The organism is Desulfarculaceae bacterium (assembly GCA_020444545.1).
In the GTDB taxonomy this organism is placed as follows: domain Bacteria; phylum Desulfobacterota; class Desulfarculia; order Desulfarculales; family Desulfarculaceae; genus Desulfoferula.
Genome location: JAHLKT010000002.1, coordinates 14,521 through 36,476, shown reverse-complemented (window position 1 = coordinate 36,476; position 21,956 = coordinate 14,521). Strand labels below are relative to the sequence as shown.

Genomic DNA, 21,956 nt, shown 5'->3' with positions numbered 1-21,956 from the left:
CCTAACCGGTGTGGTCCGGCAAGGGAACCCGGGCGGCGAGCACCGTGGAGAAGCGCGCGCTCATTTCCTTCTCAATGAAGCGGCTCACCTCGGCGGCGGTGGCGAAACCCAGAGCGCTCTTGGCCAGGCGGCCCCACTCCTTGGCCGAAGCCAGCCTGAGCACCTGCTTCACCCGGGGGATGGCCAGGGGGTTCATGGACAGCGAGTCCAGGCCCAGGCCCAAGAGCAGCGGCACCGAGCGGGCATCGCCGGCCATCTCGCCGCACATGGCCACGGGGATGCCCGCCGCGTGGCCCGCGTCCACCACCTGGCGGATCATGCGCAGCACCGCCGGGTGCAGGGGCTGGTAGAGGTGCGCCACGTACTCGTTGACCCGGTCGATGGCCAGGGAGTACTGGATCAGGTCGTTGGTGCCGATGGAGAAGAAGTCGGCGTGCTGAGCCAACAGGTCGGCCACGGCCACGGCCGAGGGCACCTCGATCATGATGCCCACTTCCAGCTTGGGGTCGAATGCCTGTCCCTGGTCGGCCAGCTCGGCCTGCACCTGTTCCAGCACCGCGCGGGCCTGCAACAGCTCGCCCACCCCGGAGATAAGCGGGAACATCACCCGCACCTTGCCGTAGGCGCTGGCCCGGAGGATGGCCCGGAGCTGGGTCTTGAACAGGGCCGGCTCCTTGAGGCAGTAGCGGATGGCCCGAAGCCCCAGGGCGGGGTTGATCTCCGGGGCCAGCTCCACCGAGCTGGCGAACTTGTCGCCCCCGATATCCAGGGTGCGGATGTTCACCGGCCGGCCGTTCAGGCGCTGGGCCACGGATTTGAAGTTGGCGAAGAGCTCCTGCTCGGTGGGCAGGGTCTTCTGGCTCACGTAGAGGAACTCGGTGCGGAACAGCCCCACCCCTTCGGCGCCGTAGTTGAGCGCGGTGGAAAGCTCCTCGGCCAGCTCGATGTTGGCCCCCACCTCCAGGCGGCGGCCGTCGGTGGTGTTGGTGGGCAGGTGGGCCTGGGCCAGGATCTCTTGGGCGTAGAGTTCGTAGGCCTCCTGCTTGTCGCGGTAGTCGTGCAGGGTCTCTTCGTCGGGGTTGACGATCACCTGGCCGGCGCTGCCGTCCACGATGAGGAAGTCCCCGCTCTTGACCACCTGGCTGACCCGTTCCAGGCCCAACACGGCGGGCACCGCCTTGGCCTGGGCCATGATGGCGGTGTGGCTGGTGGGCCCGCCCATGTCGGTGACAAAGCCCATGACCCAACTCAGGTCCATCTGGGTGGTCTCGGCCGGGCTGAGGTCATGGGCCACCACCACCACCTTCTCGCGGATGGTGGAGAGCTCGATGCCGTTGTTACCCGCCAGGTGCTTGAGCACCTGCCCGGCCACGTACTCCACGTCGGCCGCGCGGGAGCGGATGTAGTCGTCCTTGACGTTCTCGAAGATGCTCTTGGCCTCGGCCTCGGCCAGGCCCAGGGCCCACTCGGCGTTGATGCCCTGGGAGCGTATGAGGTCCTCGCTGCGCTGGGAGATCATCTTGTCGCCCAGGATGCCCAGGTGAGCCTCGATGATGTAGGCGTAGTCGGCCAGGTCCGGCCCCAACTCGGTTTTGGCCTTGATCAGGTCGTCGCGGGCGGCGGCCAGGGCGCCCCGAAAGCGCTCCACCTCGCGCTCGGTCTCGCTCCCGCCGGCCACCGGCCGGTAGGGCACCCGAACCGGGCTCTTGGAAACCACCAGGGCCCGCCCAATGACGATGCCCGGGCTGGCGCCCACGCCCTTCAAGGTTTTTTGCTTGGCCGTGCTCAAGATCCCTCTCCGAACAATCCGGCGAACAGCTCATCCAGGGCAATGAGCGCCTCGGCCGCCTGAGGGCCGGTGGCCCGGGCGGTCACCCGGCTCCCCTTGGGCGCGTCCAGGCCCAGGATGGAGAGCACGCTGGCCGCATCGGCCTCCTCGCCGCCCTTGACCAGCACCACCTCGACCTCGAAGCGGCGCAGGGTCTCGCAGATTTTGGCCGCCGCCCGGGCGTGCAGGCCCAGGCTGTTGGCCACCACCAGCTCCCGTTCCCGGGGCTCGGCTTCTTCTGAAAGGCCGGGGGTCATGGAATCGGCTTCTTCCTCGTTGGCCACTTCATCTCGCCGCGCCAGAATGCGGCGGTAAACTTCCTCGCGGTTCAGACCCGTGGCTCCGGCCACCTGTTTGGCCAGGGCGCTGGGTTTGAGCTCGCCTTCGGCCAGGCCCTGGTCGATGAGGCTCTCCACCTCGTCCGGGTCCGGCCCCTCGGGCTCCCCCGGCCCGATGACCAGGGTGAACTCGCCGCGCACTTGGAGCTCATCCAAGAGCCGGGGCAGCTCCGCGCAGGTGGCGCGCACCACCTGCTCGTGCAGCTTGGTCAGCTCCCGGCAGATAACCACCTGCCGCTCGCCCATCAGCTCGGCCAGGTCGTGCGCCGTGGCCTCCAGGCGGTGGGGCCCCTCGAACAGGGCCAGGGTCCATCCCGTGGCCGCCGCCAGGGTGAGTAGCTTGCGCCGCGCCCCTGTCTTGGCCGGCAGGAACCCCAAAAAACTGAACGGCACCTGGGCGAAACCGGCCACGCTCAGGGCGGCGGCCAGGGCGCTGGGCCCGGCCACCGGGCTCACCTCGTAGCCCAGGGCGCTGGCCGCCTCCACCACCGCCGAACCCGGGTCGCTCAGGCCGGGGGTGCCCGCGTCGCTGACCAGGGCCACGTCCTGGCCCTGCCCCAGAGCCTCCAGCACCTTGGCCGCGGCCTGGCGGCGGTTGGCCTCGCGGCAGGAGACCAGCCGCTTGCCGCTCAGGCCCAAATGGGCCAGGAGCTTCTTGGTGCGCTCCACGCTCTCGGCGGCCACCACCGGCGACTCGGCCAGCACCCGGGCCGCGCGGGGCCCCAGGTCCTCCAGGTTGCCAATGGGCGTGGCCACCACAAAAAGCCTGGCCATGATCAGTCCCCCGGCCGGAAGGCGTCGGGCAGATGGCGCACAACCGGCCCGTCTTGGCCGAAATCCACCGCCACCACATCGAAGCGGCAGGCCGGCGCGGGCCCGCTCAGGCCGGCCAGGTAGGCCCCGGCCGCGGCGGTGAGGCGCTCGCGCTTTTTGCGATCCACCGCCTCTTCCGGCCGCCCGTGGCCCGGGTTGCTCCGGGCCTTCACTTCGACGAACACCAAGGTGGCCCCATCCCAGGCCACCAGATCCAACTCGCCGCCCCCGGTGCGCAGGCGGCTGGCCGCCACCCGCATCCCGCCCCGCTCCAGCAGGCCCCGGGCCAGGGCCTCGGCCTCGCGCCCCAGGGCCTCGCCTCGCCGGCTCAAAAGCCCAGCTCCAAACAGCGCTGGGCCACCGGGGCGTAGGAGCGGCGGTGCAAGGGGCAGGGTCCGTGGTCGCGCAGGGCTTGCTGATGATCCTTGGTGGGATAACCCTTGTTGCCCGCGAAACCGTACTGCGGCCAAATCCAGTGCCAGGCCTGCATCAGGGCGTCACGCTCCACCTTGGCCAAGATGGAGGCCGCCGAGATCGACAGGCACTTGGCGTCGCCGCCCACCACCGCCTCCTGGGGCAGGCTGAGCTCCAAAACAAAACGCCCATCCACCAGCAGATAGTCCGGTGAGGGCGCCAGGGCGTTCACCGCCCGCCGCATAGCCAGCAAGCTGGCCCGGTGGATGTTCAGACGGTCTATCTCCGCTGGGGTGGCCCCCGCCACCGCCCAGGCCACGGCCTTCTGCTTGATGGCCGCGGCCAGCACCCGGCGCTTGGCCGGGTCCAGCTTCTTGGAGTCGTTGACTCCGCGCACGGGCCAGGGGTCGGTCAGCACAACCGCCGCCGCCACCACCGGCCCGGCCAGGCAGCCGCGCCCCACCTCGTCCGTCCCAGCCACCAAACGATGGCCCGAGCGCGCCAAAGAGCGTTCCCGGACCAGGCTGGGACCGGCGGGCGCGGCGGACATGACCTACCTGCGGGAGGCCTCCTTGATGCGGGCGGCCTTGCCCCGGAGGCCCCGGAGGTAGTAGATGCGGCCCTGGCGGACCTTGCCGCGCGTGACCACTTCCACCTTGTCCAAGACCGGGGAGTTCAGCGGGAAGATGCGCTCCACCCCCACGCCGTAGGAAATCTTGCGCACGGTAAAAGTGGCCCCGGGGCCGTCGCCGCGGCGGCGCAGCACCACGCCCTCGAAGACCTGGATGCGCTCTTTTTCGCCCTCTTTGATGCGGACGTGAACTTTTACCGTATCACCGGCGCGGAACAGGGGAATGTCTACCCGGACTTGTTCCAGCGCGATCTGCTCGATGGGATCCATGTTTCTAAGCCTCCTGGGGAAACCGGCCAACTCTAACCCGGCCGGACCCGCGTATTCTACCCTATATCCTTGGCTTTGCCAGTCCTTACTCGGGCTGGGCCGCCTGTAGTTCTTCCTCTATCTCGGCCAGGAGCTTCTGGTCCTCCGGCTCCAAGGGAGCGCGCTCCAATAGCTCGGGCCTGCGAAGCAAAGTGCGCTTCAAGGACTCCTTGCGGCGCCAACGGGCGATGGCCGCGTGATTGCCGCTCACCAGCACCTCGGGCACCTCCAGCCCCCGGAACTCCGGCGGCCGGGTGTAGTGCGGATGCTCCAAAAGCCCGTCGCTGAAGCTATCCGCCGCGGCGGAATCCGCCCCGCCCAACACGCCGGGGATCAGGCGGCTAACCGCGTCCACCACGGCCAGGGCGGGCAGCTCGCCCCCGCTCAGGACGAAGTCGCCCAGGGAAATCTCCTGGTCGACCGCCAACTGGCGGACCCGCTCGTCCACCCCTTCGTAGCGCCCGCAGATGAGCACCAGGCGCTCCAGGCCGGCCAGCTCCCGGGCCACCTCCTGGGTGAAGGGCACCCCGGTGGGCGAGAGCAGGATGATGCGCGGCCTCGGCGCGCCGGGCAGGCTCTCCAGGGCCGCCACCACCGGCTCCACCTTCATGACCATGCCGTCGCCCCCGCCGTAAGGGGCGTCGTCCACCGTGCGGTGGCGGTCAAACGAAAACTCGCGCACGTCGGTCAGGCGGACCGTGATCAGCTTGGCCTTCTGGGCCCGGCCCAGGATGGAGGCCTTCAAGTAGGCCGCGCAAGCCTGGGGAAAGAGGGTGAGGATGTCGAAGATCACGCCGGTTCCTCTTCCTCCCAGCCCTGGGCCTCCAACAGGCCTTCCGGGGGATTGACCACCACCCGGCCCCCTTCCGGGTCCAACACCGGCACCGTCTCGGCGGTCACCGGGATCAAGAGCTCGGGCTTGCCCGGGCTGGCCACCACCAACAAATCGTGGGCCCCGGCCTCGAACACCGAGGCCACCGTGCCCAGGCGGCGTCCGCCGGTGGTGCTCACCTCGGCCCCGGTGAGCTGGAACCAGTAGTACTCGTCCTCGCCCAGGGGGTCCAGGTCCTCGCGCTGGAGGTAGACCCAGGCCCCGCCCAGGGCGGCGGCATCTTCCCGGCTCTCCACCCCCTCCAGGCGCAACAGGAGGCGGCCGCCGTGCAGCCGCGCTCCGGTTATGGCGAGGGGCCTGGCCGTGGCCGGGTCCGCGCCGACGAAAATGAGGCCGGCCCGGAGGAAAACCGTGTCGTCGCGGGCGAAGGAGGTGAGCTTCACCTCGCCCTTGACCCCGAAGGCTCCCGCCGCCCGGCCCATGAGGATCAGGCCGGGTTGGGTCATGGCTATTCCAGGATCTCCAGCACCGAACGCTTACGAATCTTGGTTGAGGCGGCGCTGAGGATGGTGCGCATGGCCCGGGCGGTGCGGCCCTGCTTGCCGATCACCTTGCCCAGGTCCTCCTTGGCCACCTTGAGCTCAATCACCGAGGTCTGCTCGCCCTCGATCTCATTGACCTCTACCTGTTCGGGATTGTCCACCAGAGCTTGGGCGATGTACTTGATGAGCTCCTTCATTGCGTACCTCCACAGTCGCGAGAGAGCAATACAACCAAAACCACCGCCCGGCCCCGATGGGCAGCCGGGATCAGGCCGAAGCGGTCTCGCCCTCGGGCGCGGCGGACTTCTTGGCCTCGGCCTTGAGCAGGCTGGCCACGGTGTCCGACGCGGTGGCGCCCCGGTCCAGCCACTTCTGCAGCGCCGCGTTGTCCACCTTCACCTCGGCCGGCTGCTTGACCGGATCATAGGTGCCCAGCACCTCGAGGAAGCTGCCGTCGCGCGGGGACTCGGAGTCCGCGGCCACGATGCGGTAGAAAGGTTTCTTCTTGGCGCCCTTGCGGGTCAGTCTGATTCGCACTGCCATTGATCTATACTTTCCGCCTATGCATTATTATCCGCGCGAGACAAGCTCGCTGTCTACTGCATGGACCCCAACATGCGGGCCAGTTGTTTACGCTTGCCGCCCATCTTGGCCATGCCCTTCATCATCTTGCGGGCCTGGGCAAAGTTCTTGAGCAGCCGGTTTACCTCCGAGACCGTGGTCCCGGAGCCCTTCGCGATGCGCTTGCGCCGCGAGGAGTTGATGATCTGGTGGTTGGTCCGCTCGCCCGGGGTCATGCTCTTGATGATCGCCTCGGTGCGGACCAGCTCCTTCTCGTCGGGCTGGAGGTTCTTCAGGCCCTTGAGCTTGCCCGCGCCCGGAAGCATGGAGAGCAGGCCGTCCAGGGAGCCCATCTTCTTGAGCTGCTGGAGCTGCTCGGCGAAGTCCTCCAGCGTGAAATTGTCGGTGGCCATCTTCTTGGCCAGGGCCTCGGCCTGCTCGGCCTCAAAGGCCTCGCCCGCCTTCTCCACCAGGGTGAGCACATCGCCCATGCCCAGGATGCGCCCGGCCAGCCGGTCCGGGTGGAAGGCCTCGATGGCGTCTAGTTTCTCGCCCACGCCCACCAGCTTGATTGGCACCCCGGTCACCGCCCGGATGCTCAGGGCCGCGCCGCCCCGGGCGTCGCCCTCCACCTTGGTGAGCACCACGCCGCTGAGGCCCAGCTTCTGGTGGAAGGACTCGGCCACGTTCACCGCGTCCTGGCCGGTCATGGCGTCGGCCACCAGGAGCACCTCCTGGGGCTTGAGCTTGCCCTGGATGCGCTCCAGCTGGGCCATGAGCTCTTCGTCCACGTGCAGGCGGCCGGCGGTGTCCAGGATGATCACGTCGCAGCCCGCCCGCGAGGCTCCCGAAAGCGATTGCAGGCAGATGTCCACCGGGTCCTGGGCCGGGTCGCTGTCGAACACCGGCACGTCGATCTGGGCCCCCAGCTTCTTGAGCTGCTGGATGGCCGCCGGGCGCTGGGTGTCGGCCGGCACCAGGTACGGCTGGCGGCCCATCTTGCGCAGCATGAGGGCCAGCTTGCCGCTGGTGGTGGTCTTGCCAGAGCCTTGCAGGCCCACCATCATGAACACGTGCGGGGCCTTGCCGCCCAGGTCCAGGGGCTCGGCCTCCCCGCCCATGAGGGCGGTCAGCTCGTCCTGGACGATCTTGATCACCTGCTGGGCCGGGGTGAGGCTCTTCATCACCTCCTGGCCCACCGCCCGCTCCTTGATGGAGGCGATGAAGTTCTTGGCCACCTTGTAGTTGACGTCGGCTTCCAGCAGGGCCAGGCGCACCTCGCGCAAGGCCTCGGAAATGTTCTTTTCCGAGAGCTTGCCATGACCCTTGAGGGCCTTGAAGGTCGTTGCCAGCCGGTCGCTGAGGTTGTCGAACATATCTACCGTTCCACCACGTCAACCGCGAAATGCGCGCACTAAATCACCTCCGGCCTTAGCCGGGCCGGGCAAAGTAGCGATTATAGGGCACCACCCTGGTTCCGTCAACCGAAGTGCCAAGTTTTTCCAAGCTCTTAATCAAGGCTGGCCCGATAATACCACCCCCGCCCGCTGGGATTCAATCGCCACCTGGGCCCGGACGATGTCGTTTGGCTTTCCCCCATTCCCACGGTATATACAAGGTATGTCACTAAATGAACTCCTGGCCATAGACATCGGGGGCGGCACCCAGGACATCCTGCTCTGGCGGGCCGAGCAAAACCTGGAAAACGCGGTGAAGCTGGTCTTGCCCGCGCCCACCCAGGTGGCCGCCGCGCGGGTGCGCCGGGCCACGGCCCAGAACCGCGACGTGTTCCTGCGCGGCGAACTCATGGGCGGCGGGGCCATCCACAAGGCGGTGGACGCCCACCTGGCCGCCGGGCTAAAGGTCTACGCCACCGCCCGGGCCGGGGCCACCTTTTCCGACGACCCGGCCAAGGTGGCGGCCATGGGTATCCAGGCGGTCGAGGACGCTCCACCCGGCGCCTTGGCCGTATCCCTGGGAGACCTGAACCTGGCCGAGCTGGCCGAGGCCTGCGCCCGCTTCGAGGTGGAGCTGCCCCGCCAGTTGGCCCTGGCGGTGTGCGACCACGGCTACAGCCCCGGGTATTCCAACCGCAAGTTCCGCTTCAACATGTGGCGGCGCTTTTTGGAGGGCGGCGGGCTCCTGGCCGGTCTGATCAGCCAGACGCCGCCCCCGGACATGACCCGGCTGGAAGCGCTCTCGCGCCAGGCTCCGGGCTGCCTGCTCATGGACACCGCCGCGGCGGCGGCCTGGGGCGCCCTGCAAGACCCGGCCGTGGCGGCGCGCGCGGCGAGCGAAGGGGTGTGCATCGTCAATTTGGGCAACATGCACACCGTGGCTTTCTTGGTGCAAGGGCAGCGGGTGTTGGGCATCTACGAGCACCACACCGGCTGCCTGGACACCATGCGCCTATCCGACCAGGTGGAGCGCTTCATCCGGGGCGAGCTGGGCGACGAGGAGGTCTTCGCCACCCAGGGCCACGGCATGGCCCGCCTGGCCGACGCGCCCCAAAGCCTGCCCGGCCAGCCGGTGATCACCGGCCCCCAGCGCCGCCTGGCCCAGGGCCTGGGCTGGGCCACGGCGGTGCCCCACGGCGACGTGATGCTTTCCGGCTGTTTCGGGCTCTTGGCCGCGGCCCGCAATCATTTTGGCGAAGCGGCTTTGTTGCCCTCGGCCTAAGACAATCGTTATTATTACGAGATACCCCGCGCCTTGCCAGGCGCGGCTCTTGGCGTTGGGTGGGGCGCGTGCATGTGGTGTAAGCCGAAATTCCTAGCCTGGTTGCTTCTGCTGGCGCTCCTGTGCGGCCTGGCCCTGGCCCCGCGCCCGTCCCAGGCGAACAGCCCCCTGGTGGTGCACCCGGGCCAGGATTCCTATCTGCTGGCTCCCTACATGGAGGTTCTGGAAGACCACACCCGGGCCCTCACCCTGGATCAGGTGCGGCGTCCGCCCTGGTCGGGCCGCTTCATGCCGGCCAACGACTCCCCCACCCTCCGGTTGGGAATCACCAGCGCGGCGGTGTGGCTGCGCTTTCGGCTCAGCGGCCTGGAAAAGGACCGCAGCTACTATTTAGAGCTGGACAGCGCCCAGCTGAAGCAGGTCGACGCCTTCATGCCCCAGCCCGGCACCGGGCCAGACGGCCAGACGCTCTACCGCAAGGTGGAGGCCGGCGCGTCCCATCCCTCGGGCGGCCGCCCCCTGCCCTACCGCACCTTTCTCATCCCCATCCACGGCGGAGCGCCCCCCCAGGAGGATTTCTATCTTCGCCTGACCAACTCGGGCAGCATCATCGTGCGTCCCTACCTGTGGTCCGAAAGGGGGCTGAGCAGCCACCTGAACAAGGACAACATCTTCTTCGGGGTGATCTACGGGGTGCTGGCGGCCATGCTCCTGACCAACTTCTTCTTCTTCTTGGCCCTGCGCGACCCGGTCTATTTGTTCTACGTGCTTTACGTGCTCTCCATGCTGGCCTTCGAAGCCTGCCTCTACGGCCACTGGGATATGTGGCTGGCCGGTAACGTCTGTTCGGGGCAAACCGGGATTTGGGTGGCCAGCGGCCTGCTCACCATCTTCGCGGCCCTGTTCACCCGCTCCTTCCTGCGCACCAAGCAGTACTCCCCCCGCCTGGACAAGGTGTTCCTGGCCATCATCGCCGGGGGGATCATCGTCATCGCCATGACCCTGTCCGGCTCCCTGTTCTGGGCCACGGCGCTGACCCACCTGCTGGGCCTCACCGGACCGGTGTTCGCCCTGTGGGCGGCGGTGCTGGCCTGGCGGCGGGGCTATTGGCCGGCGCGCTTTTTCCTCTTGGCCTGGTCCATCCTCATGCTGGCCACCTTCCAGCTGGCGGTGAAGGGCCTGGGCTACCTGCCCCAGGCGCTCAGCTCCACCTACACCATGCCCCTGGCCACGGCGGTGGAGGCGGTGCTGTTGTCCCTGGCCCTGGCCGAGCGGGTGCGCAACCTGCGCCACCGGGGCGAGGAGGCCGCCCGCCGCGAGCGCCGCTTCCAGCACATGAGCATGACCGACGAGCTCACCGGCCTGTACAACAAGCGCTTTTTCGACAGCCGCCTGAAGGGCGAGATGGACCACGCCACGCGCACCGGCCAGCCCCTGTCCCTGCTGGTGGTGGACGTGGATGACTTCAAGGGCTACAACGACGCCCACGGCCACACCGAGGGCGACAAGGTGCTGCGCATCCTGGCCCGCATCATGCTGGAGCGCATCCGGGCGGGCGACTTCCCCTGCCGCTACGGCGGCGACGAGTTCGTGGTGATCATGCCCGGCACCGAGCCGGCCCAGGCCCTGTTGGCCGCCGAGCGGGTGCGCACCGGCTTCCACGACCACCCCTTCCAGCCCGGCGGAGAAGCCACGGTGTGGACCAGCCTGAGCGCGGGCACCGCCCAGTTGCAGCCCGGCGACTCGCCGGAGCAGCTCATGAGCCGGGCCGACGCGGCCATGTACCGGGCCAAGCGCGACGGAGGCAACCGTTGCGCCCAGTCGTGAGCGCCCCCTTGCGCGCCGCGCCCTTATAAGGTTTAAATCAACCCATGGCCGAGACCCAAGCACAAGCCGCCGAACGGGTGGCCACGCTCTCCAAGGAGCTGCGCCGCCTCAACCACCTGTATTACAACGTGGGCGCCAGCGACACGGCCGACGCGGAATACGACCGCATGTTGGCCGAGCTCCAAGAGCTGGAGGAGCGCTACCCCGTCCTGGCCGCCTCCGACTCGCCCACCAAGACCGTGGGCGCGCCCCTGCACTCCAGCTTCGCGCCGGTGACCCACTACCGCCCCATGCTCAGCCTGGAGTCCAAGGTGGAGTTCACGGTGGTCCAGGACCTGTTCAAGCGCCTGGAGCAGATGGGGAGGCCCGAGCCTCCCATGCTGGCCCAGCCCAAGATCGACGGCCTGTCCGTGGAGTTGGTCTACCGGTCGGGCCTGCTGAGCGTGGGCTCCACCAGGGGCGACGGCACGGTGGGCGAGGAGATCACCCCCAACCTGCGCACCCTAAAAGACATCCCCCAGCATCTGCCCGGCGCGCCCGAGGTGGTGGTGGTGCGCGGCGAGGTGTACATGCACCGCGAGGGCTTCGTAGAGCTCAACCGCAAGCTGGTGGAGCGCGGCGGCGACGGCTTCGCCAACCCGCGCAACGCCGCGGCCGGCAGCCTCCGGCAGCTCGACCCCAACGTAACCAGCGAGCGGCCTCTGAGGTTCTTCCCCTTTGAGCTGTGCAATGCCGACGAGCTGGGACTGGCCAGCGACCACGCGGCCTTAAAGCTCTTGAGCGACTGGGGCTTCCCCGTGGATTGGGACCACCAGCAGGCGGGCAAGGGCGAGAAGTTCATTCAGGAGTTCCACGCCTATTACGAAGAAAACCGCGACGAGCTACCCTTTGAGATCGACGGGGTGGTGCTCAAGGTGGACGAATTGGCCCTGCGCGAGGTCATGGGCGCGCGCTCGCGCACCCCGCGCTGGGCCGTGGCCTGGAAGTTCCCGCCCCGCCAGGAAGAGACCGTGGTCAAGGACATCGCGGTGCAAGTGGGGCGCACCGGCAAGCTGACCCCGGTGGCGCTCTTGATGCCCGTGGACGTGGGCGGGGTCACGGTGAGCCGGGCCACGCTGCACAACTTTATATTAGTTCAGGAAAAAGATTTTCGTATCGGAGACACGGTGCGGATTGAACGCGCCGGTGATGTGATACCGAAAGTTGTAGAGGTTGTTAAAAAAGGAGAGCCGAGGGGCAATCCAATTTTGCCTCCGACAAATTGTCCTGTTTGCGACGGGGAGGTGGTGCGCCCTCTGGTTGAAGAAAATAGCGAGCTCGTTCCCGGAGCAAACCATTACTGCGCTAATCATTTGGCTTGCCCTGCGCAGATCGAGAGGGCTATTCAACACTACGCTAGTCGTGGCGCAATGGACATTGAAGGGTTGGGTAAAAAAACAATCATCGATTTTAGAGAACGTGGATTACTTACAGACCTGGTTTCTATCTATCATCTTAAAGAACACAAAGGCGAAATATTTAAGTTGGGAGGATGGGGTGAGTTAAGTACCAACAATTTAATTGCGGCGATTGAGAATACTAGAGGAGCCAAACTAGACAGATTCATATTCAGCCTTGGCATTCCCAACTTAGGAGACATATCGGCTCGTTCCCTAGCCGAACACCTGGGGGACCTCAAAACTATCATGGCTGCCGCAGAAGAAGAACATGAAAAGAGAAAGCTTGCGAAGCTGCCGGGACTATCAGAGGACTATGTAAAAAATGTAATTGCGTTTTTTTCAAAACCAAATGCACGTTTGTTATTAGCCAATCATAATATTACTGAGAATGCGGCTATATCTACACTTATCAAAATAAAAGGTATACAAAGGAAGACTGCCATTAAATTACTAGATACGCATAACTCTTTACAAGTAATCGCAGAGGCGGCTAATGAGCATATGCAAAAGGATAAAATTAAAGGTTTAGCTTTAGGCCCAAAGAAAAACATTCCATATATCGGCGAAACACTGAAAGAGTCCATCGCCGACTTCTTTACTCAACCAGAGACCAAAAAGGTGGCTCTAGATTTAGCCGCCGAGGTGCAGCCTACTCCCGTGGAGGGCGCGGGCCAGGCCGAGGAGCTGCCCTGGAGCGGCAAGAGCGTGGTGTTCACCGGCGCGCTGGAGGGCCTGACCCGCGAGGAGGCCTCGGCCATGGTGCGCGACCTGGGGGGCAAGGTAAGCTCCAGCGTGAGCAAGAGCACCTTCCTGGTGGTGGTGGGCGAGGGGCCCGGTTCCAAGGCCGACAAGGCGCAAAAGTTGAATGTAAAGATGGTCGGCCAGGATGACTTCCTGGGGCTGGTGGCCGAGGCCAAAGCCGCCGCGCCCGGAGAATCGCCCGGCCCGCTGTTCGACCGGAGGGGATGAGGCATGGAGATGGTGAGAGCCGTGGCCCTGATCAAGGGGCGGGTGCAGGGGGTCTGGTTCCGGGCCTCCACCAAGCGCGAGGCCGATTTGCTGGGCCTGAGCGGCTACGTGCGCAACCTGCCCCTGCGCAAGGTGGAGGCGGTGTTCCAGGGACCGCGCCCAAAAGTGGAGCAGGCTTTGGCCTGGTGTCATCAGGGCCCTTCCGGGGCCGAGGTACGCGAGGTCGACGTCTCCTGGTACGACTCGGACCCCGAACTCAGGGGCTTCGAAATCCGGCGATGAGCCCCGCCCCTGCCGCCAGGGTGTTTACAAGCGCCCCCCTGGCGGCGATAATGCCGAGATATTTGGTTCGCAACGGGAGTGAAAACATGCACCCTCAGTCTAAAACTTCGCGGCGCTGGTTGCCGCTGACCATAATCGCCCTGGCGCTGGTGTCCCTGGTGGGCTGCGGCATCACCAACACGGTGACCGACTATTGGCACGACCTCATGGACAGCCAGGACACCAACCTGCGCAAGCGGGTGGTGGTGGCTCCCTTCCTCAGCCGTCTGCCCGGCATGGAAGACCGCGCCAAGGCGGTGGGCAAGGCCATCAGCCAGCGCCTGGAAAAACAGGGCGGCGTGGTGCTGGTGGAGTTCAGCGAGCTGCGCTCCTCCCTGGCCAAGGTAAACCCCAAGATCAGCAACAGCGAGGACCGCATCGTGGACGCGGCCCGCGGCCTGGGCCTCAACACGGTGCTCAGCGGGGCCATAGTCAACCTCTCGGTGCAGTACGACAAGACCGGCATCTACGGCTTCCGGGAGAACGAGCCCTTCGGCCTGATGGAGCTGGACCTGAAGCTCATCGACGTGGCCACCGGAGTGCTCCTGGGCGAGACCTCCATCGCCAGCAGGGTCAAGCTCACCGAGACCGGTGCTTCCAACATCCGCCTGGGCAAGCCCTTCCCGGCCAAGGTGGTCAACATCCTGCAAGCCGAGCTGGTGGAGCCCGCTCTCGATTGGGTGAGCGACAAGGTTTCGGCCCAGGCCTGGGTGGGCTTCATCCTGGCGGTGGACAAGCGCCGCGTCAAGGTGACCGTGGGGCGCGACACCGGCCTGGCCATGGGCGCCGAGCTGGTGGTCTACTCCCAGGGGCAGCGCATCAAGTCCGGCAGCGGCCGCATGATCTATTTGCCCGGCCCGCCGGTGGGCCGCCTCAAGCTGGTGGAGTTCGAGTCGCGCACCGCTTGGGCCGTGCCGGTGATTCCCAAACAGGAGAAGAAGGAAGGCGAAAAAGACGCGCCCCAGAGCAAGTTCTCCTTCCAGCCTGGCCAGGTGCTGCGCACCCGCTAGATTCGGCCTGAGCAAAAAAACACGGACGGCGTGGGGATGGCCCCGCGCCGTCCTTGCATTTTTGGGGGGATGAACTAGAGCTCTTGCTTGGCCTGGCGGGCGGCGGCCAGCATCTGGGCCGCGTGGCTGCGGGCCGCCTCGCCGGTGCCGATGCCCGCCAACATGCGGCCCAGCTCTTGTTCGCGGCCGTCTTCGTCCAGGCGGGCCAGGCGGGTGGCGGTGCGCCCGTCCTCCACCTTTTTCTCCACCGCGTAATGCACGTCGGCCCAGGCCGCGATCTGGGGAAGGTGGGTGATGCAGATTACCTGGCCCCGGGTGGCCAGGCGGGCCAGCTTCTTGCCCACCGCCGCGCCGGTGGCCCCGCCGATGCCGGCGTCCACCTCGTCGAAGATCAGGGTAGGTGCGCTGTGGCGGCGGGCCACCAGGGTGCGCAGGGCCAGGAGCATGCGCGAAAGCTCGCCGCCCGAGGCGATGCGCCTCAGCGGCCGGAAGCCCTCGCCCGGGTTGGGCGCGATCATGATCTCCGCCGCCTCCAGGCCCCGGCTGCTCAGCGGCCCCTGGGGCGTGTCCATGCCCCCGGCCGGGGGCGCGAAGTCCAGGCGCATACGGCAAGCCTCCAGGCCCAGCTCGGCCAGCTCGGCCTCGGCCGCCGCGCTCAGGCGCTTAGCAGCCTCGCGCCGGGCCTTGCCCAGCTCGAGCGCCAGATCGGTTGCCGCGCCCAGGGCCTCCTCGCGGCGGGCCCGCAATTGGTTCAACTTTTCCTCGCCGCTGTCCAGGCCGGCCAGCTCGTCTTGCGCGGCGGCCAGCACCTCCAGGGCCCCGGCCGCGTTGCCGCCGTGGCGGCGGGTGATGCGCCGGATCTCGTGCAGCCGCTGCTCCACCCAATCCAGGCGGTGAGGATCGAACGACAGGCCGGCCTCGTAGTCGCGTACCTGATGGGCCACGTCCTCCACCAGGTAGAAGGCCTCGTTCAGGCGCTCGGAGGCCTGAGTAACCCGGGGGTCCAGGCGGGCCAAATCATCCACCAGGCCGCGCAGCCGGTCCAGGACCTCCATGGCCGAGCCGTCGGCCGCGTAGAGCCCCTGGTGGGCCTGCGTGGCCAGGGTGGCCACTTCTTCGGAGTTGGCCAGGAGTTGGCGCTCGGCCTTTAGCTCGGCCTCCTCCTCGGGGTTGAGCCCAGCCGCCTCCAGCTCGGCCACCAGGCTGGCCAGCTCCTCGCGCCGTTCCTCGCGCCGGGCCAGGGCCTCTTCCTGGCGAGTCACTTCCTTGTCGATCTCGCGCACCCCGGCCACGGCCTTGCCTACCTCGGCCACCTGGTCCTCCAGGCCGCCGAAGGCGTCCAGCAGCCAGAGCTGCTCCTCGGGCCTCAAGAGCGCCTGCGAGGCGTGCTGCCCCACGATGCTCACCAACTCGGGGCCCAAATCGGCCAGCAGGCCCAGGGTGGCCAGGTTGCCGTTTACCTGCACCCGGTTGCGCCCCTCGCGGTTCACCAAGCGGCGCACCACCAGCTCGCCCTGGTCGCCTTCCATGCCCTCGTCGTGCAGGCGGCGGGCCGGGTCGCTGGCCGGCTCCAGCTCGAACTGGGCCTCTAACACGGCCTGGTCCGCTCCGGAGCGAATCAGCTCCGAGTCGGCCCGCTGGCCTATGAGCATGTTAACCGCGGCCAGAATGATGGACTTGCCGGCTCCGGTCTCGCCGCTGAGCACGGTGAGGCCCGGGCCCGGCTCCATGGCCAGGCTGGAAATGAGCGCGAAGTTCTTGATGGCGAGGAAGGTTAACATTCCAGCTAGTCTGCCACCGCCCCGCCCCCAGGGGCAAGGGCGGCCTACCAGCCCTCCCCGGCCTGCTGCAGGATGGCCTCCACCCGCTTGGCGTCGGCCGGGCGGTCAACCTCGGGAGAGTCGTAGTCGGTTATCACGCAGCGTACCGCGTGGCCGTATTCCAGGGCCCGGAGCTGCTCCAGCTTCTCGTACTGTTCCAGACGGCCGGTGGGCAGGGCCGCGAACTCGGCCAGGAAGGAGCGCCGGAAGATATAGACCCCCAGGTGCTTGTAATAGGTGATCTGTTCGCCGTCGCGCGGGAAGGGCACTGCCAGGCGCGAGAAGTACAGGGCGTCGCCATTGGCGCCCATTACCGTTTTCACATGGTTGGTGTCGTTTATCTCGCCGGGGATCTTGATGGCCACCACCGGGGTGGACATGCCCAGGCCGGGCTCGGCCATGAGCGGCGCGGCGCACTGCTCCAGCACCTCGGGCGGCAGCAGGGGCTGGTCGCCCTGCACGTTGGCCACCAGCTCGTCGGGCCCCAGGCCCAGCATGTCGGCGGCCACGGCCACCCGGTCCGAGCCGCTGCGGCAGGCCTCGGGGGTCATGAGCACCGTGCCCCCGAAGGCCTCCACCGCCTGAGCCACCCGGCGGTCGTCCGTGGCCGCGGCCACGGTCCGGACGCCCTGGGCCTTGGCCGCCCGCTCCATCACGTGCTGGATCATGGGCTTGCCCGCGATCAAAACCAGGGGCTTGCCCGGGAAGCGGCTGGACCCGTAACGGGCCGGGATGATCACGTGCAGGGCCATTATTAAAATTCCGCCACGGCCTTGTTGATCGCCTCGGTCATCTGCTTGAGCTTGGCCTCGTCCCAGCCCAGCATGATCTGCCAGCTCAGGCAGCGGGAGAGGATGGCCTCGGTCTGGGGCAGCGCGGCCGGATCGTACTCGGCCGGGCCGTCGGGCCGGGCAAAGGGCCACCCGCCGCTGGGCAGGCTGGCTCCGGCGTGCAGGTGCTCCCAGTGGGGATAGGCGTGCCAGGTGTTGGCCCCCCAGGGGATGGCCGGCGCGCCGTGCTCGGCCAGGAGCTCCGCGAACTTGGCCGTCTGCTCCGGGGTCTCGTGGAACCAGGCGATGAAGGTGGCCGAGTCGCCCGCCTCGTCCAGCACCTCGCGGAAGGTGACGCCGGGTACCCGCTTGAGCGCCTCTTTAAGGGCGGCCTTGTTGGCCCGCATGGTCTCCACCATGTCCGGCAGCTTCTTGAGCTGCGCCAGGCCCAGGGCGCCTTGCAGCTCCATCATGCGGTAGTTAAAGCCGATGAAGCGGCGGCCCTCGTTGCCCCGGCCCACAGGCTTGTGGTCGTGGCCGTGGTCCTGGTACTCGCTGGCATTGAGCACCAGCTTGGGGTCCTTGCTGATGACCATGCCGCCTTCGCCGGTGGTCAGGGTCTTCACCGCGTCGAAGCTGAAGGAGCCCATGTCCCCGAAGGTGCCCACGTGCTGGCCGTCGAGGGTGCAGCCCAGGGCCTGGGCGCTGTCTTCCATCACCGCGATGCCGTGGGCGTCGGCAATGGCCTTGATCTCCTTGATGCGGGCCGGGGCCCCCATCATGTGCACCGGCACGATGCACTTGGTCTTGTCGGTAATCTTCTTTTCCAGGTCCTTGGGGTCCATGCACAGGGTCTCGTCGACCTCGCAGAACACCGGCTTGGCCCCGCAGTCCATGATGGCTTCCCAGGTGGCCACGAAGGTGAAGCCCTGGGTGATCACCTCGTCGCCGTAGCCCACGCCCAGGGCGGCCAGGCCCACCTTGACCGCGGCGGTGCCGCTGTTGACCGCGCAGCCCGCCGCCGCGCCGGTGTAGGCGGCCATCTGCTCCTCAAATTGCTTGACCAGGTAGATGCCCTGGCGCTGCTCATCGAACTCGTAGCGGAAGAGCACTCCCCGCTGCATAACCTCGGCGACCGCGTCGCTTTCTTCCTTGCCGAGCCACTCGAATCCGGGCATGGCTTATTCTCCTCAAAGGCTGCTGGGTTTAGATGAAGGCCTCGCGGTAGATGATCTCCAGGTCCTGGGCAGTGACCTGGCGCGGGTTGTTGGCGATGGGCACGGCCACGGTCATGGCCTTCTCGGCCATCTTGGGCACCGAATCCTCGGGGATGTCCAGCTGGCGCAGGCTGGTGGGGATGCCCACGTCCAGGCCCAGCTCGGCCACCTCCTCGATGCAAGCGGCCGCCGCCTCGGCGGTGCTCAGATCGTCGGGCAGCTCGGCCAGAGCGTAGGCCATGTCCGCGAAACGCTCGGGGCAGGCCATGAGGTTGAAGCGCAGCACGTAGGGCAGCAAGAGAGCGTTGGCCTCGCCGTGGGGGATGTCATAGAAGGCGCCCAGGGGATAGGCCATGGCGTGCACCGCGCCCACCCCGGCCTGGGCCAGGGCCAGGCCCGCCAGATGGGAGCCCAGCATCATGCCCTCGCGGGCCTGAAGGTTCTCGCCGTGGGCCACGGCCGCGCGCAAATGCCGCCCTATCAGCTCGATGGCCGCCAGGGCGTTGAGGTCGCTCAGGGCGTGGGCTTTGCGGCTGGTGAAGGCCTCCATGGCGTGGGTCAGAGCGTCCATGCCGGTGATGGCGGTGACGTAGGCCGGGCAGCTCACGGTGAGCAGGGGGTCCAGGATGGCGGCGTGGGGGTAGAGCAGACGGCCGTTGATGCCGCCCTTGAACTGGTCCGAGCGCCGGGTGAACACGGCGGTGAAGGTCACCTCGCTGCCGGTGCCCGCGGTGGTGGGCAGGCAGATTACCGGCAGGCCGGGCTGGGTCACCTTGTCCAGGCCCACGTAGTCGGTGCATTGACCCGGATTGGTGATGAGCACCCCGGCGGCCTTGGCCAGGTCCAGGGCGCTGCCTCCGCCGATGCCCACCACGGCCTGAGCCCCGCAGGCGCGGCCCTGGGCGGCGGCGGCGTCGGCCTCGGCCGGCTCCGGCTCGCGGGTCAGGTCGCTGAAGACTTCGCTTGAGATGCCGGCCGCGGCCAGGCTGTCCAGGGCGGGCTTGATTATATCGCTCTCGGCCAGGTTGGGGTCCAGGACCAGCAAAACTTTCTCGGCCTTGATCAGGCCCAATTCCTCGCCCAGCTTGGCCGCGCTGCCCCGCCCGAACACCATGCGTTTGATGCCCTCGGTCGCGAACTGATTCGCCATGTGAATGCAACCTTTCCCGCCCCCCGGTCTGGCGGGATGGCGGATGGGATTTTTATCGCTAAAGCCCGCCCATGGCGAGCTTTTTGATGGTAGCACAACTCCACGGCTTGTAAAGAGCGCCGGGCCCTTGACCCCCCTGAGTAGCGGCGCTAGCATGGCCCCAGAAACACCCTACTTTTCCCCAAGGCGGTGCAGCGTGCGCGAAGAAGCCCATACGGTCAAGGCATCCCAGACCAAGATACCCATCCTGGGACCGGCCAAGATACCCAATCCGGCCACCAGCATGTGCGGTCCGGACGGCAGCACCTGCACCTTTATGAACGAAAACGACCGCATCTTGGTGAACCCCTACCCCGAGGCGGTGCACGGCCGGAAAGAGCTGCCCAGCTTCGAGCTGGCCGGCCCCCGGGCCAACGTGTACTTCGACCCCACCAAGGTCAAGGCGGCCATCGTCACCTGCGGGGGCATGTGCCCGGGCATCAACTCCCTGGTGCGGGCCATCGTCTTGCAGCTCTACTACATCTACGGGGTGCGCAACATCGTGGGGGTTCGCTATGGCCTGCAAGGTTTCAGCCCCCGCTATGGCCACGAGATGATGGAGCTGACCCCGCCGGTGGTGCAGGCCATCCACGGCCGTGGCGGCTCCTTCCTGGGCATGAGCCGGGGGCCCCAGCCCATGGAAGAGGTGGTGGACTCCCTGGAGCGCTCCAACATCGGCCTGTTGTTCATGATCGGCGGCGACGGCACCCTGCGGGCGGCCCAGGCCATCTACGAGGAGATCACCAAGCGCAAGCTCAAGCTGGGGGTCATCGCCATCCCCAAGACCATTGACAACGACATCTGCTTCGTGGAGCGCACCTTCGGCTTCGAGACCGCGGTGGAGGCCTCCACCCGGGCCATCCTGGGGGCGCACAACGAGGCCACCGGCCTGCCCGGCGGGATCGGCCTGGTCAAGCTCATGGGCCGCCTTTCCGGCTTCGTGGCCGCCCACGCCACCCTGGCCCTCACCGAGGTCAACTTCTGCCTCGTCCCCGAGGTGCCTTTCGACTTGGAGGGAAAGCTGGGCCTGTTGGCTCAGCTCGGCCAGCGTCTCGACGAGCGGGGCCACGCGGTGATCGTGGCCGCCGAGGGCGCGGGCCAAGACCTGTTCGTGGACCAGGACCTGGGGCGCGACGCCAGCGGCAACCCGGTCCTGGGCGACATCGGGGTGTATCTGAAGGGCCGCATCAAGGAGCACTTCGCCAAGGAAGGCCGCGAGATCAACCTCAAGTACATCGACCCCAGCTACCTGATCCGCTCGGTGCCGGCCAGCAGCGACGACCGGGTCTACTGCGGCTTCCTGGGCCACCATGCGGTGCACGCGGGCATGAGCGGCCGCACCGGCATGTTGGTGTCCATGTGGAACAACCACTTCGTGCACGTGCCCATCCCCCTGGCGGTGGACCACCGCCGCAGGGTGGACCTCCAGGGCGGGCTGTGGCGCGCGGTGCGCGAGGCCACCGGCCAGGACTCCCTGGTCAATATCCCGATGGGAACCAAATAAAAGAGAATCAGGGCTTGGGGGGCTGGCCGGGGCTTGGGCCCTCGGCCGCATCGCCCTCGTGGCGGGCGGGGGGCAGTTCTTTCTTGTAGACCAGGGTGCGGTAGGGGAAGGGAATCTCCACCCCCTCGGCGTCGAAGCGCTTCTTGACCATCTCCAACAGCCACCAGCGGGCCGACCAGGCCTCGGCGATGTCCGCGGTCCACATCAACAAACGCAGGCCGATGGAAAAGTCGCCGTGGGAGATGACCCGCACCGCCGGCTCCTCCGGGGCCAGGCTGTCGGCCAGGCGCTGAGGGCAGCGCGCCGCCTCTTCCAGGATCAGCCGCCGGGCCAGATCGATGTCCGTGTCGTAGCTCACCCCGAACTCCACCCGCAGAAGAATCTTGGGATCGATGATGGAGTGGTTGAGCAGGCTCATTGAGTCGATCTTCTCGTTGGGCAGGATCAGCCGCTTGTTTTCCCAGGTGCGCAGGATGGTGTGGCGGAGGGTGATGTCCTCCACCGTGCCGTACTCGTCCTCAATGGTCACCTTGTCGCCGATGCGAAAAGGCCGGTAGATGGCCAGGGAAACCCCGGCGATGACGTTGGCCAGGGAGGACTTGGCCGCGAAGCCCACGATGATGGCGGTGATGCCCGCGCCGGCCACCAGCGTGCCCAACAGACCCCGCAGCTGGGGCACCAGGGCCGCGAAGAGCACCATGGCGGCCAGGTAGATCACCACCGACTTCAGGCGCAGGGTGAAGGCGATGACGGTCTGGTCCACCCGGCGGCCCAGGTGGCCCATCACCCAATTGGAGCGCTTGAGGATCTGGGTGAGCAGGCGGGAGGCGAAAAAGGCGCACAGGAACAGGAATACTGCCAGGGCCACCATGCCCAAAACAGTGCCCGGGTTCAGCAGGTGCTTGAACTGTAGCCAGTCCTGTGCCATGCGCGCCTCTCGGCT

The 21,956-nt window shown here is 67.0% G+C and carries 21 protein-coding genes; 6 read left to right on the top strand and 15 right to left on the bottom strand.

Going from position 1 to position 21,956, the window contains the following annotated elements; genetic code table 11:
• Position 1 precedes the first annotated feature (1 nt).
• From ptsP to ffh, 10 genes are all read right to left on the bottom strand, one after another.
• Positions 2-1,765 (bottom strand): phosphoenolpyruvate--protein phosphotransferase, encoded by a 1,764-nt coding sequence (gene ptsP / locus KQH53_04705; protein MCB2225958.1) that lies wholly within the window; start codon positions 1,763-1,765, stop codon positions 2-4.
• Positions 1,766-1,785: 20 nt separating this feature from the next.
• Positions 1,786-2,940, bottom strand: coding sequence for a 16S rRNA (cytidine(1402)-2'-O)-methyltransferase (rsmI, locus tag KQH53_04700; protein ID MCB2225957.1), 1,155 nt, complete (start codon positions 2,938-2,940; stop codon positions 1,786-1,788).
• Between the two features lie 2 nt (positions 2,941-2,942).
• Complete coding sequence (locus tag KQH53_04695; protein ID MCB2225956.1) at positions 2,943-3,311, bottom strand: YraN family protein; 369 nt, start codon at positions 3,309-3,311, stop codon at positions 2,943-2,945.
• The gene (locus KQH53_04690) at positions 3,308-3,943 is read right to left on the bottom strand and encodes a ribonuclease HII (GenBank protein MCB2225955.1); all 636 of its coding nucleotides are present in this window, start codon (positions 3,941-3,943) and stop codon (positions 3,308-3,310) included. Before KQH53_04690 ends, KQH53_04695 begins: the two co-directional genes overlap by 4 nt.
• Positions 3,944-3,946: 3 nt before the next feature.
• Entirely contained in the window at positions 3,947-4,294 is a 348-nt protein-coding gene (gene rplS, locus KQH53_04685) for a 50S ribosomal protein L19 (GenBank protein ID MCB2225954.1), read from the bottom strand.
• A gap of 85 nt (positions 4,295-4,379) precedes the next feature.
• Positions 4,380-5,126, bottom strand: coding sequence for a tRNA (guanosine(37)-N1)-methyltransferase TrmD (gene trmD, locus KQH53_04680; GenBank protein ID MCB2225953.1), 747 nt, complete (start codon positions 5,124-5,126; stop codon positions 4,380-4,382).
• Positions 5,123-5,671 carry a ribosome maturation factor RimM gene (gene rimM, locus KQH53_04675; protein ID MCB2225952.1) on the bottom strand — a complete coding sequence of 183 codons (549 nt, stop codon included), beginning with the start codon at positions 5,669-5,671 and terminating at the stop codon, positions 5,123-5,125. The genes trmD and rimM overlap by 4 nt, the downstream gene beginning before the upstream one ends.
• 2 nt (positions 5,672-5,673) lie before the next feature.
• Positions 5,674-5,904 carry a KH domain-containing protein gene (locus KQH53_04670; GenBank protein MCB2225951.1) on the bottom strand — a complete coding sequence of 77 codons (231 nt, stop codon included), beginning with the start codon at positions 5,902-5,904 and terminating at the stop codon, positions 5,674-5,676.
• Between the two features lie 70 nt (positions 5,905-5,974).
• Positions 5,975-6,250, bottom strand: coding sequence for a 30S ribosomal protein S16 (gene rpsP / locus KQH53_04665; GenBank protein MCB2225950.1), 276 nt, complete (start codon positions 6,248-6,250; stop codon positions 5,975-5,977).
• Positions 6,251-6,303: 53 nt separating this feature from the next.
• Complete coding sequence (ffh, locus tag KQH53_04660; protein MCB2225949.1) at positions 6,304-7,644, bottom strand: signal recognition particle protein; 1,341 nt, start codon at positions 7,642-7,644, stop codon at positions 6,304-6,306.
• A 244-nt stretch (positions 7,645-7,888) separates the two neighbouring features.
• On the opposite strand from ffh, the gene KQH53_04655 reads away from it, so the two are divergent.
• The 5 genes from KQH53_04655 to KQH53_04635 all read left to right on the top strand — a co-directional run bounded on the left by KQH53_04655 (position 7,889) and on the right by KQH53_04635 (position 14,513).
• A complete protein-coding gene (locus KQH53_04655; GenBank protein MCB2225948.1) occupies positions 7,889-8,947 on the top strand; it encodes a DUF1786 domain-containing protein in 1,059 nt (352 codons plus the stop codon).
• A 72-nt stretch (positions 8,948-9,019) separates the two neighbouring features.
• Positions 9,020-10,774 carry a sensor domain-containing diguanylate cyclase gene (locus KQH53_04650; protein ID MCB2225947.1) on the top strand — a complete coding sequence of 585 codons (1,755 nt, stop codon included), beginning with the start codon at positions 9,020-9,022 and terminating at the stop codon, positions 10,772-10,774.
• Between the two features lie 44 nt (positions 10,775-10,818).
• Positions 10,819-13,182, top strand: a complete 2,364-nt coding sequence (gene ligA / locus KQH53_04645; GenBank protein MCB2225946.1) for an NAD-dependent DNA ligase LigA — start codon at positions 10,819-10,821, stop codon at positions 13,180-13,182.
• A gap of 3 nt (positions 13,183-13,185) precedes the next feature.
• Positions 13,186-13,464 carry an acylphosphatase gene (locus KQH53_04640; GenBank protein MCB2225945.1) on the top strand — a complete coding sequence of 93 codons (279 nt, stop codon included), beginning with the start codon at positions 13,186-13,188 and terminating at the stop codon, positions 13,462-13,464.
• 86 nt (positions 13,465-13,550) lie between these two features.
• Positions 13,551-14,513: a hypothetical protein gene (locus tag KQH53_04635; GenBank protein MCB2225944.1), complete on the top strand. Its 963-nt coding sequence runs from the start codon at positions 13,551-13,553 to the stop codon at positions 14,511-14,513.
• A 74-nt stretch (positions 14,514-14,587) separates the two neighbouring features.
• Here the strand turns inward: KQH53_04635 and recN are convergent, their stop codons facing one another.
• Genes recN through KQH53_04615 form a run of 4 tightly spaced genes read right to left on the bottom strand, consistent with a single transcriptional unit; the run spans position 14,588 to position 19,470 of the window.
• Positions 14,588-16,294: a DNA repair protein RecN gene (gene recN / locus KQH53_04630; protein ID MCB2225943.1), complete on the bottom strand. Its 1,707-nt coding sequence runs from the start codon at positions 16,292-16,294 to the stop codon at positions 14,588-14,590.
• 44 nt (positions 16,295-16,338) lie between these two features.
• Positions 16,339-17,085 carry a 3-deoxy-manno-octulosonate cytidylyltransferase gene (gene kdsB, locus KQH53_04625; GenBank protein ID MCB2225942.1) on the bottom strand — a complete coding sequence of 249 codons (747 nt, stop codon included), beginning with the start codon at positions 17,083-17,085 and terminating at the stop codon, positions 16,339-16,341.
• A gap of 2 nt (positions 17,086-17,087) precedes the next feature.
• Positions 17,088-18,281, bottom strand: coding sequence for a DegT/DnrJ/EryC1/StrS family aminotransferase (locus KQH53_04620; GenBank protein ID MCB2225941.1), 1,194 nt, complete (start codon positions 18,279-18,281; stop codon positions 17,088-17,090).
• 28 nt (positions 18,282-18,309) lie between these two features.
• On the bottom strand, positions 18,310-19,470 hold the full coding sequence (locus KQH53_04615) for an iron-containing alcohol dehydrogenase (GenBank protein MCB2225940.1): 1,161 nt from the start codon (positions 19,468-19,470) through the stop codon (positions 18,310-18,312).
• 196 nt (positions 19,471-19,666) lie between these two features.
• On the opposite strand from KQH53_04615, the gene KQH53_04610 reads away from it, so the two are divergent.
• Positions 19,667-21,013, top strand: a complete 1,347-nt coding sequence (locus tag KQH53_04610) for an ATP-dependent 6-phosphofructokinase (GenBank protein ID MCB2225939.1) — start codon at positions 19,667-19,669, stop codon at positions 21,011-21,013.
• A 7-nt stretch (positions 21,014-21,020) separates the two neighbouring features.
• Here the strand turns inward: KQH53_04610 and KQH53_04605 are convergent, their stop codons facing one another.
• The gene (locus KQH53_04605) at positions 21,021-21,941 is read right to left on the bottom strand and encodes a mechanosensitive ion channel family protein (GenBank protein MCB2225938.1); all 921 of its coding nucleotides are present in this window, start codon (positions 21,939-21,941) and stop codon (positions 21,021-21,023) included.
• Positions 21,942-21,956: the final 15 nt, after the last annotated feature.

Coding starts and splice junctions, on each gene's coding strand:
- rsmI (MCB2225957.1), bottom strand. CDS start 2,940: ATGGCCAGGCTTTTTGTGGTGGCCACGCCCATTGGCAACCTGGAGGAC.
- KQH53_04690 (MCB2225955.1), bottom strand. CDS start 3,943: ATGTCCGCCGCGCCCGCCGGTCCCAGCCTGGTCCGGGAACGCTCTTTG.
- rplS (MCB2225954.1), bottom strand. CDS start 4,294: ATGGATCCCATCGAGCAGATCGCGCTGGAACAAGTCCGGGTAGACATT.
- rimM (MCB2225952.1), bottom strand. CDS start 5,671: ATGACCCAACCCGGCCTGATCCTCATGGGCCGGGCGGCGGGAGCCTTC.
- KQH53_04670 (MCB2225951.1), bottom strand. CDS start 5,904: ATGAAGGAGCTCATCAAGTACATCGCCCAAGCTCTGGTGGACAATCCC.
- rpsP (MCB2225950.1), bottom strand. CDS start 6,250: ATGGCAGTGCGAATCAGACTGACCCGCAAGGGCGCCAAGAAGAAACCT.
- ffh (MCB2225949.1), bottom strand. CDS start 7,644: ATGTTCGACAACCTCAGCGACCGGCTGGCAACGACCTTCAAGGCCCTC.
- KQH53_04655 (MCB2225948.1), top strand. CDS start 7,889: ATGTCACTAAATGAACTCCTGGCCATAGACATCGGGGGCGGCACCCAG.
- KQH53_04650 (MCB2225947.1), top strand. CDS start 9,020: ATGTGGTGTAAGCCGAAATTCCTAGCCTGGTTGCTTCTGCTGGCGCTC.
- ligA (MCB2225946.1), top strand. CDS start 10,819: ATGGCCGAGACCCAAGCACAAGCCGCCGAACGGGTGGCCACGCTCTCC.
- KQH53_04640 (MCB2225945.1), top strand. CDS start 13,186: ATGGAGATGGTGAGAGCCGTGGCCCTGATCAAGGGGCGGGTGCAGGGG.
- KQH53_04635 (MCB2225944.1), top strand. CDS start 13,551: ATGCACCCTCAGTCTAAAACTTCGCGGCGCTGGTTGCCGCTGACCATA.
- recN (MCB2225943.1), bottom strand. CDS start 16,294: ATGTTAACCTTCCTCGCCATCAAGAACTTCGCGCTCATTTCCAGCCTG.
- kdsB (MCB2225942.1), bottom strand. CDS start 17,085: ATGGCCCTGCACGTGATCATCCCGGCCCGTTACGGGTCCAGCCGCTTC.
- KQH53_04620 (MCB2225941.1), bottom strand. CDS start 18,281: ATGCCCGGATTCGAGTGGCTCGGCAAGGAAGAAAGCGACGCGGTCGCC.
- KQH53_04615 (MCB2225940.1), bottom strand. CDS start 19,470: ATGGCGAATCAGTTCGCGACCGAGGGCATCAAACGCATGGTGTTCGGG.
- KQH53_04605 (MCB2225938.1), bottom strand. CDS start 21,941: ATGGCACAGGACTGGCTACAGTTCAAGCACCTGCTGAACCCGGGCACT.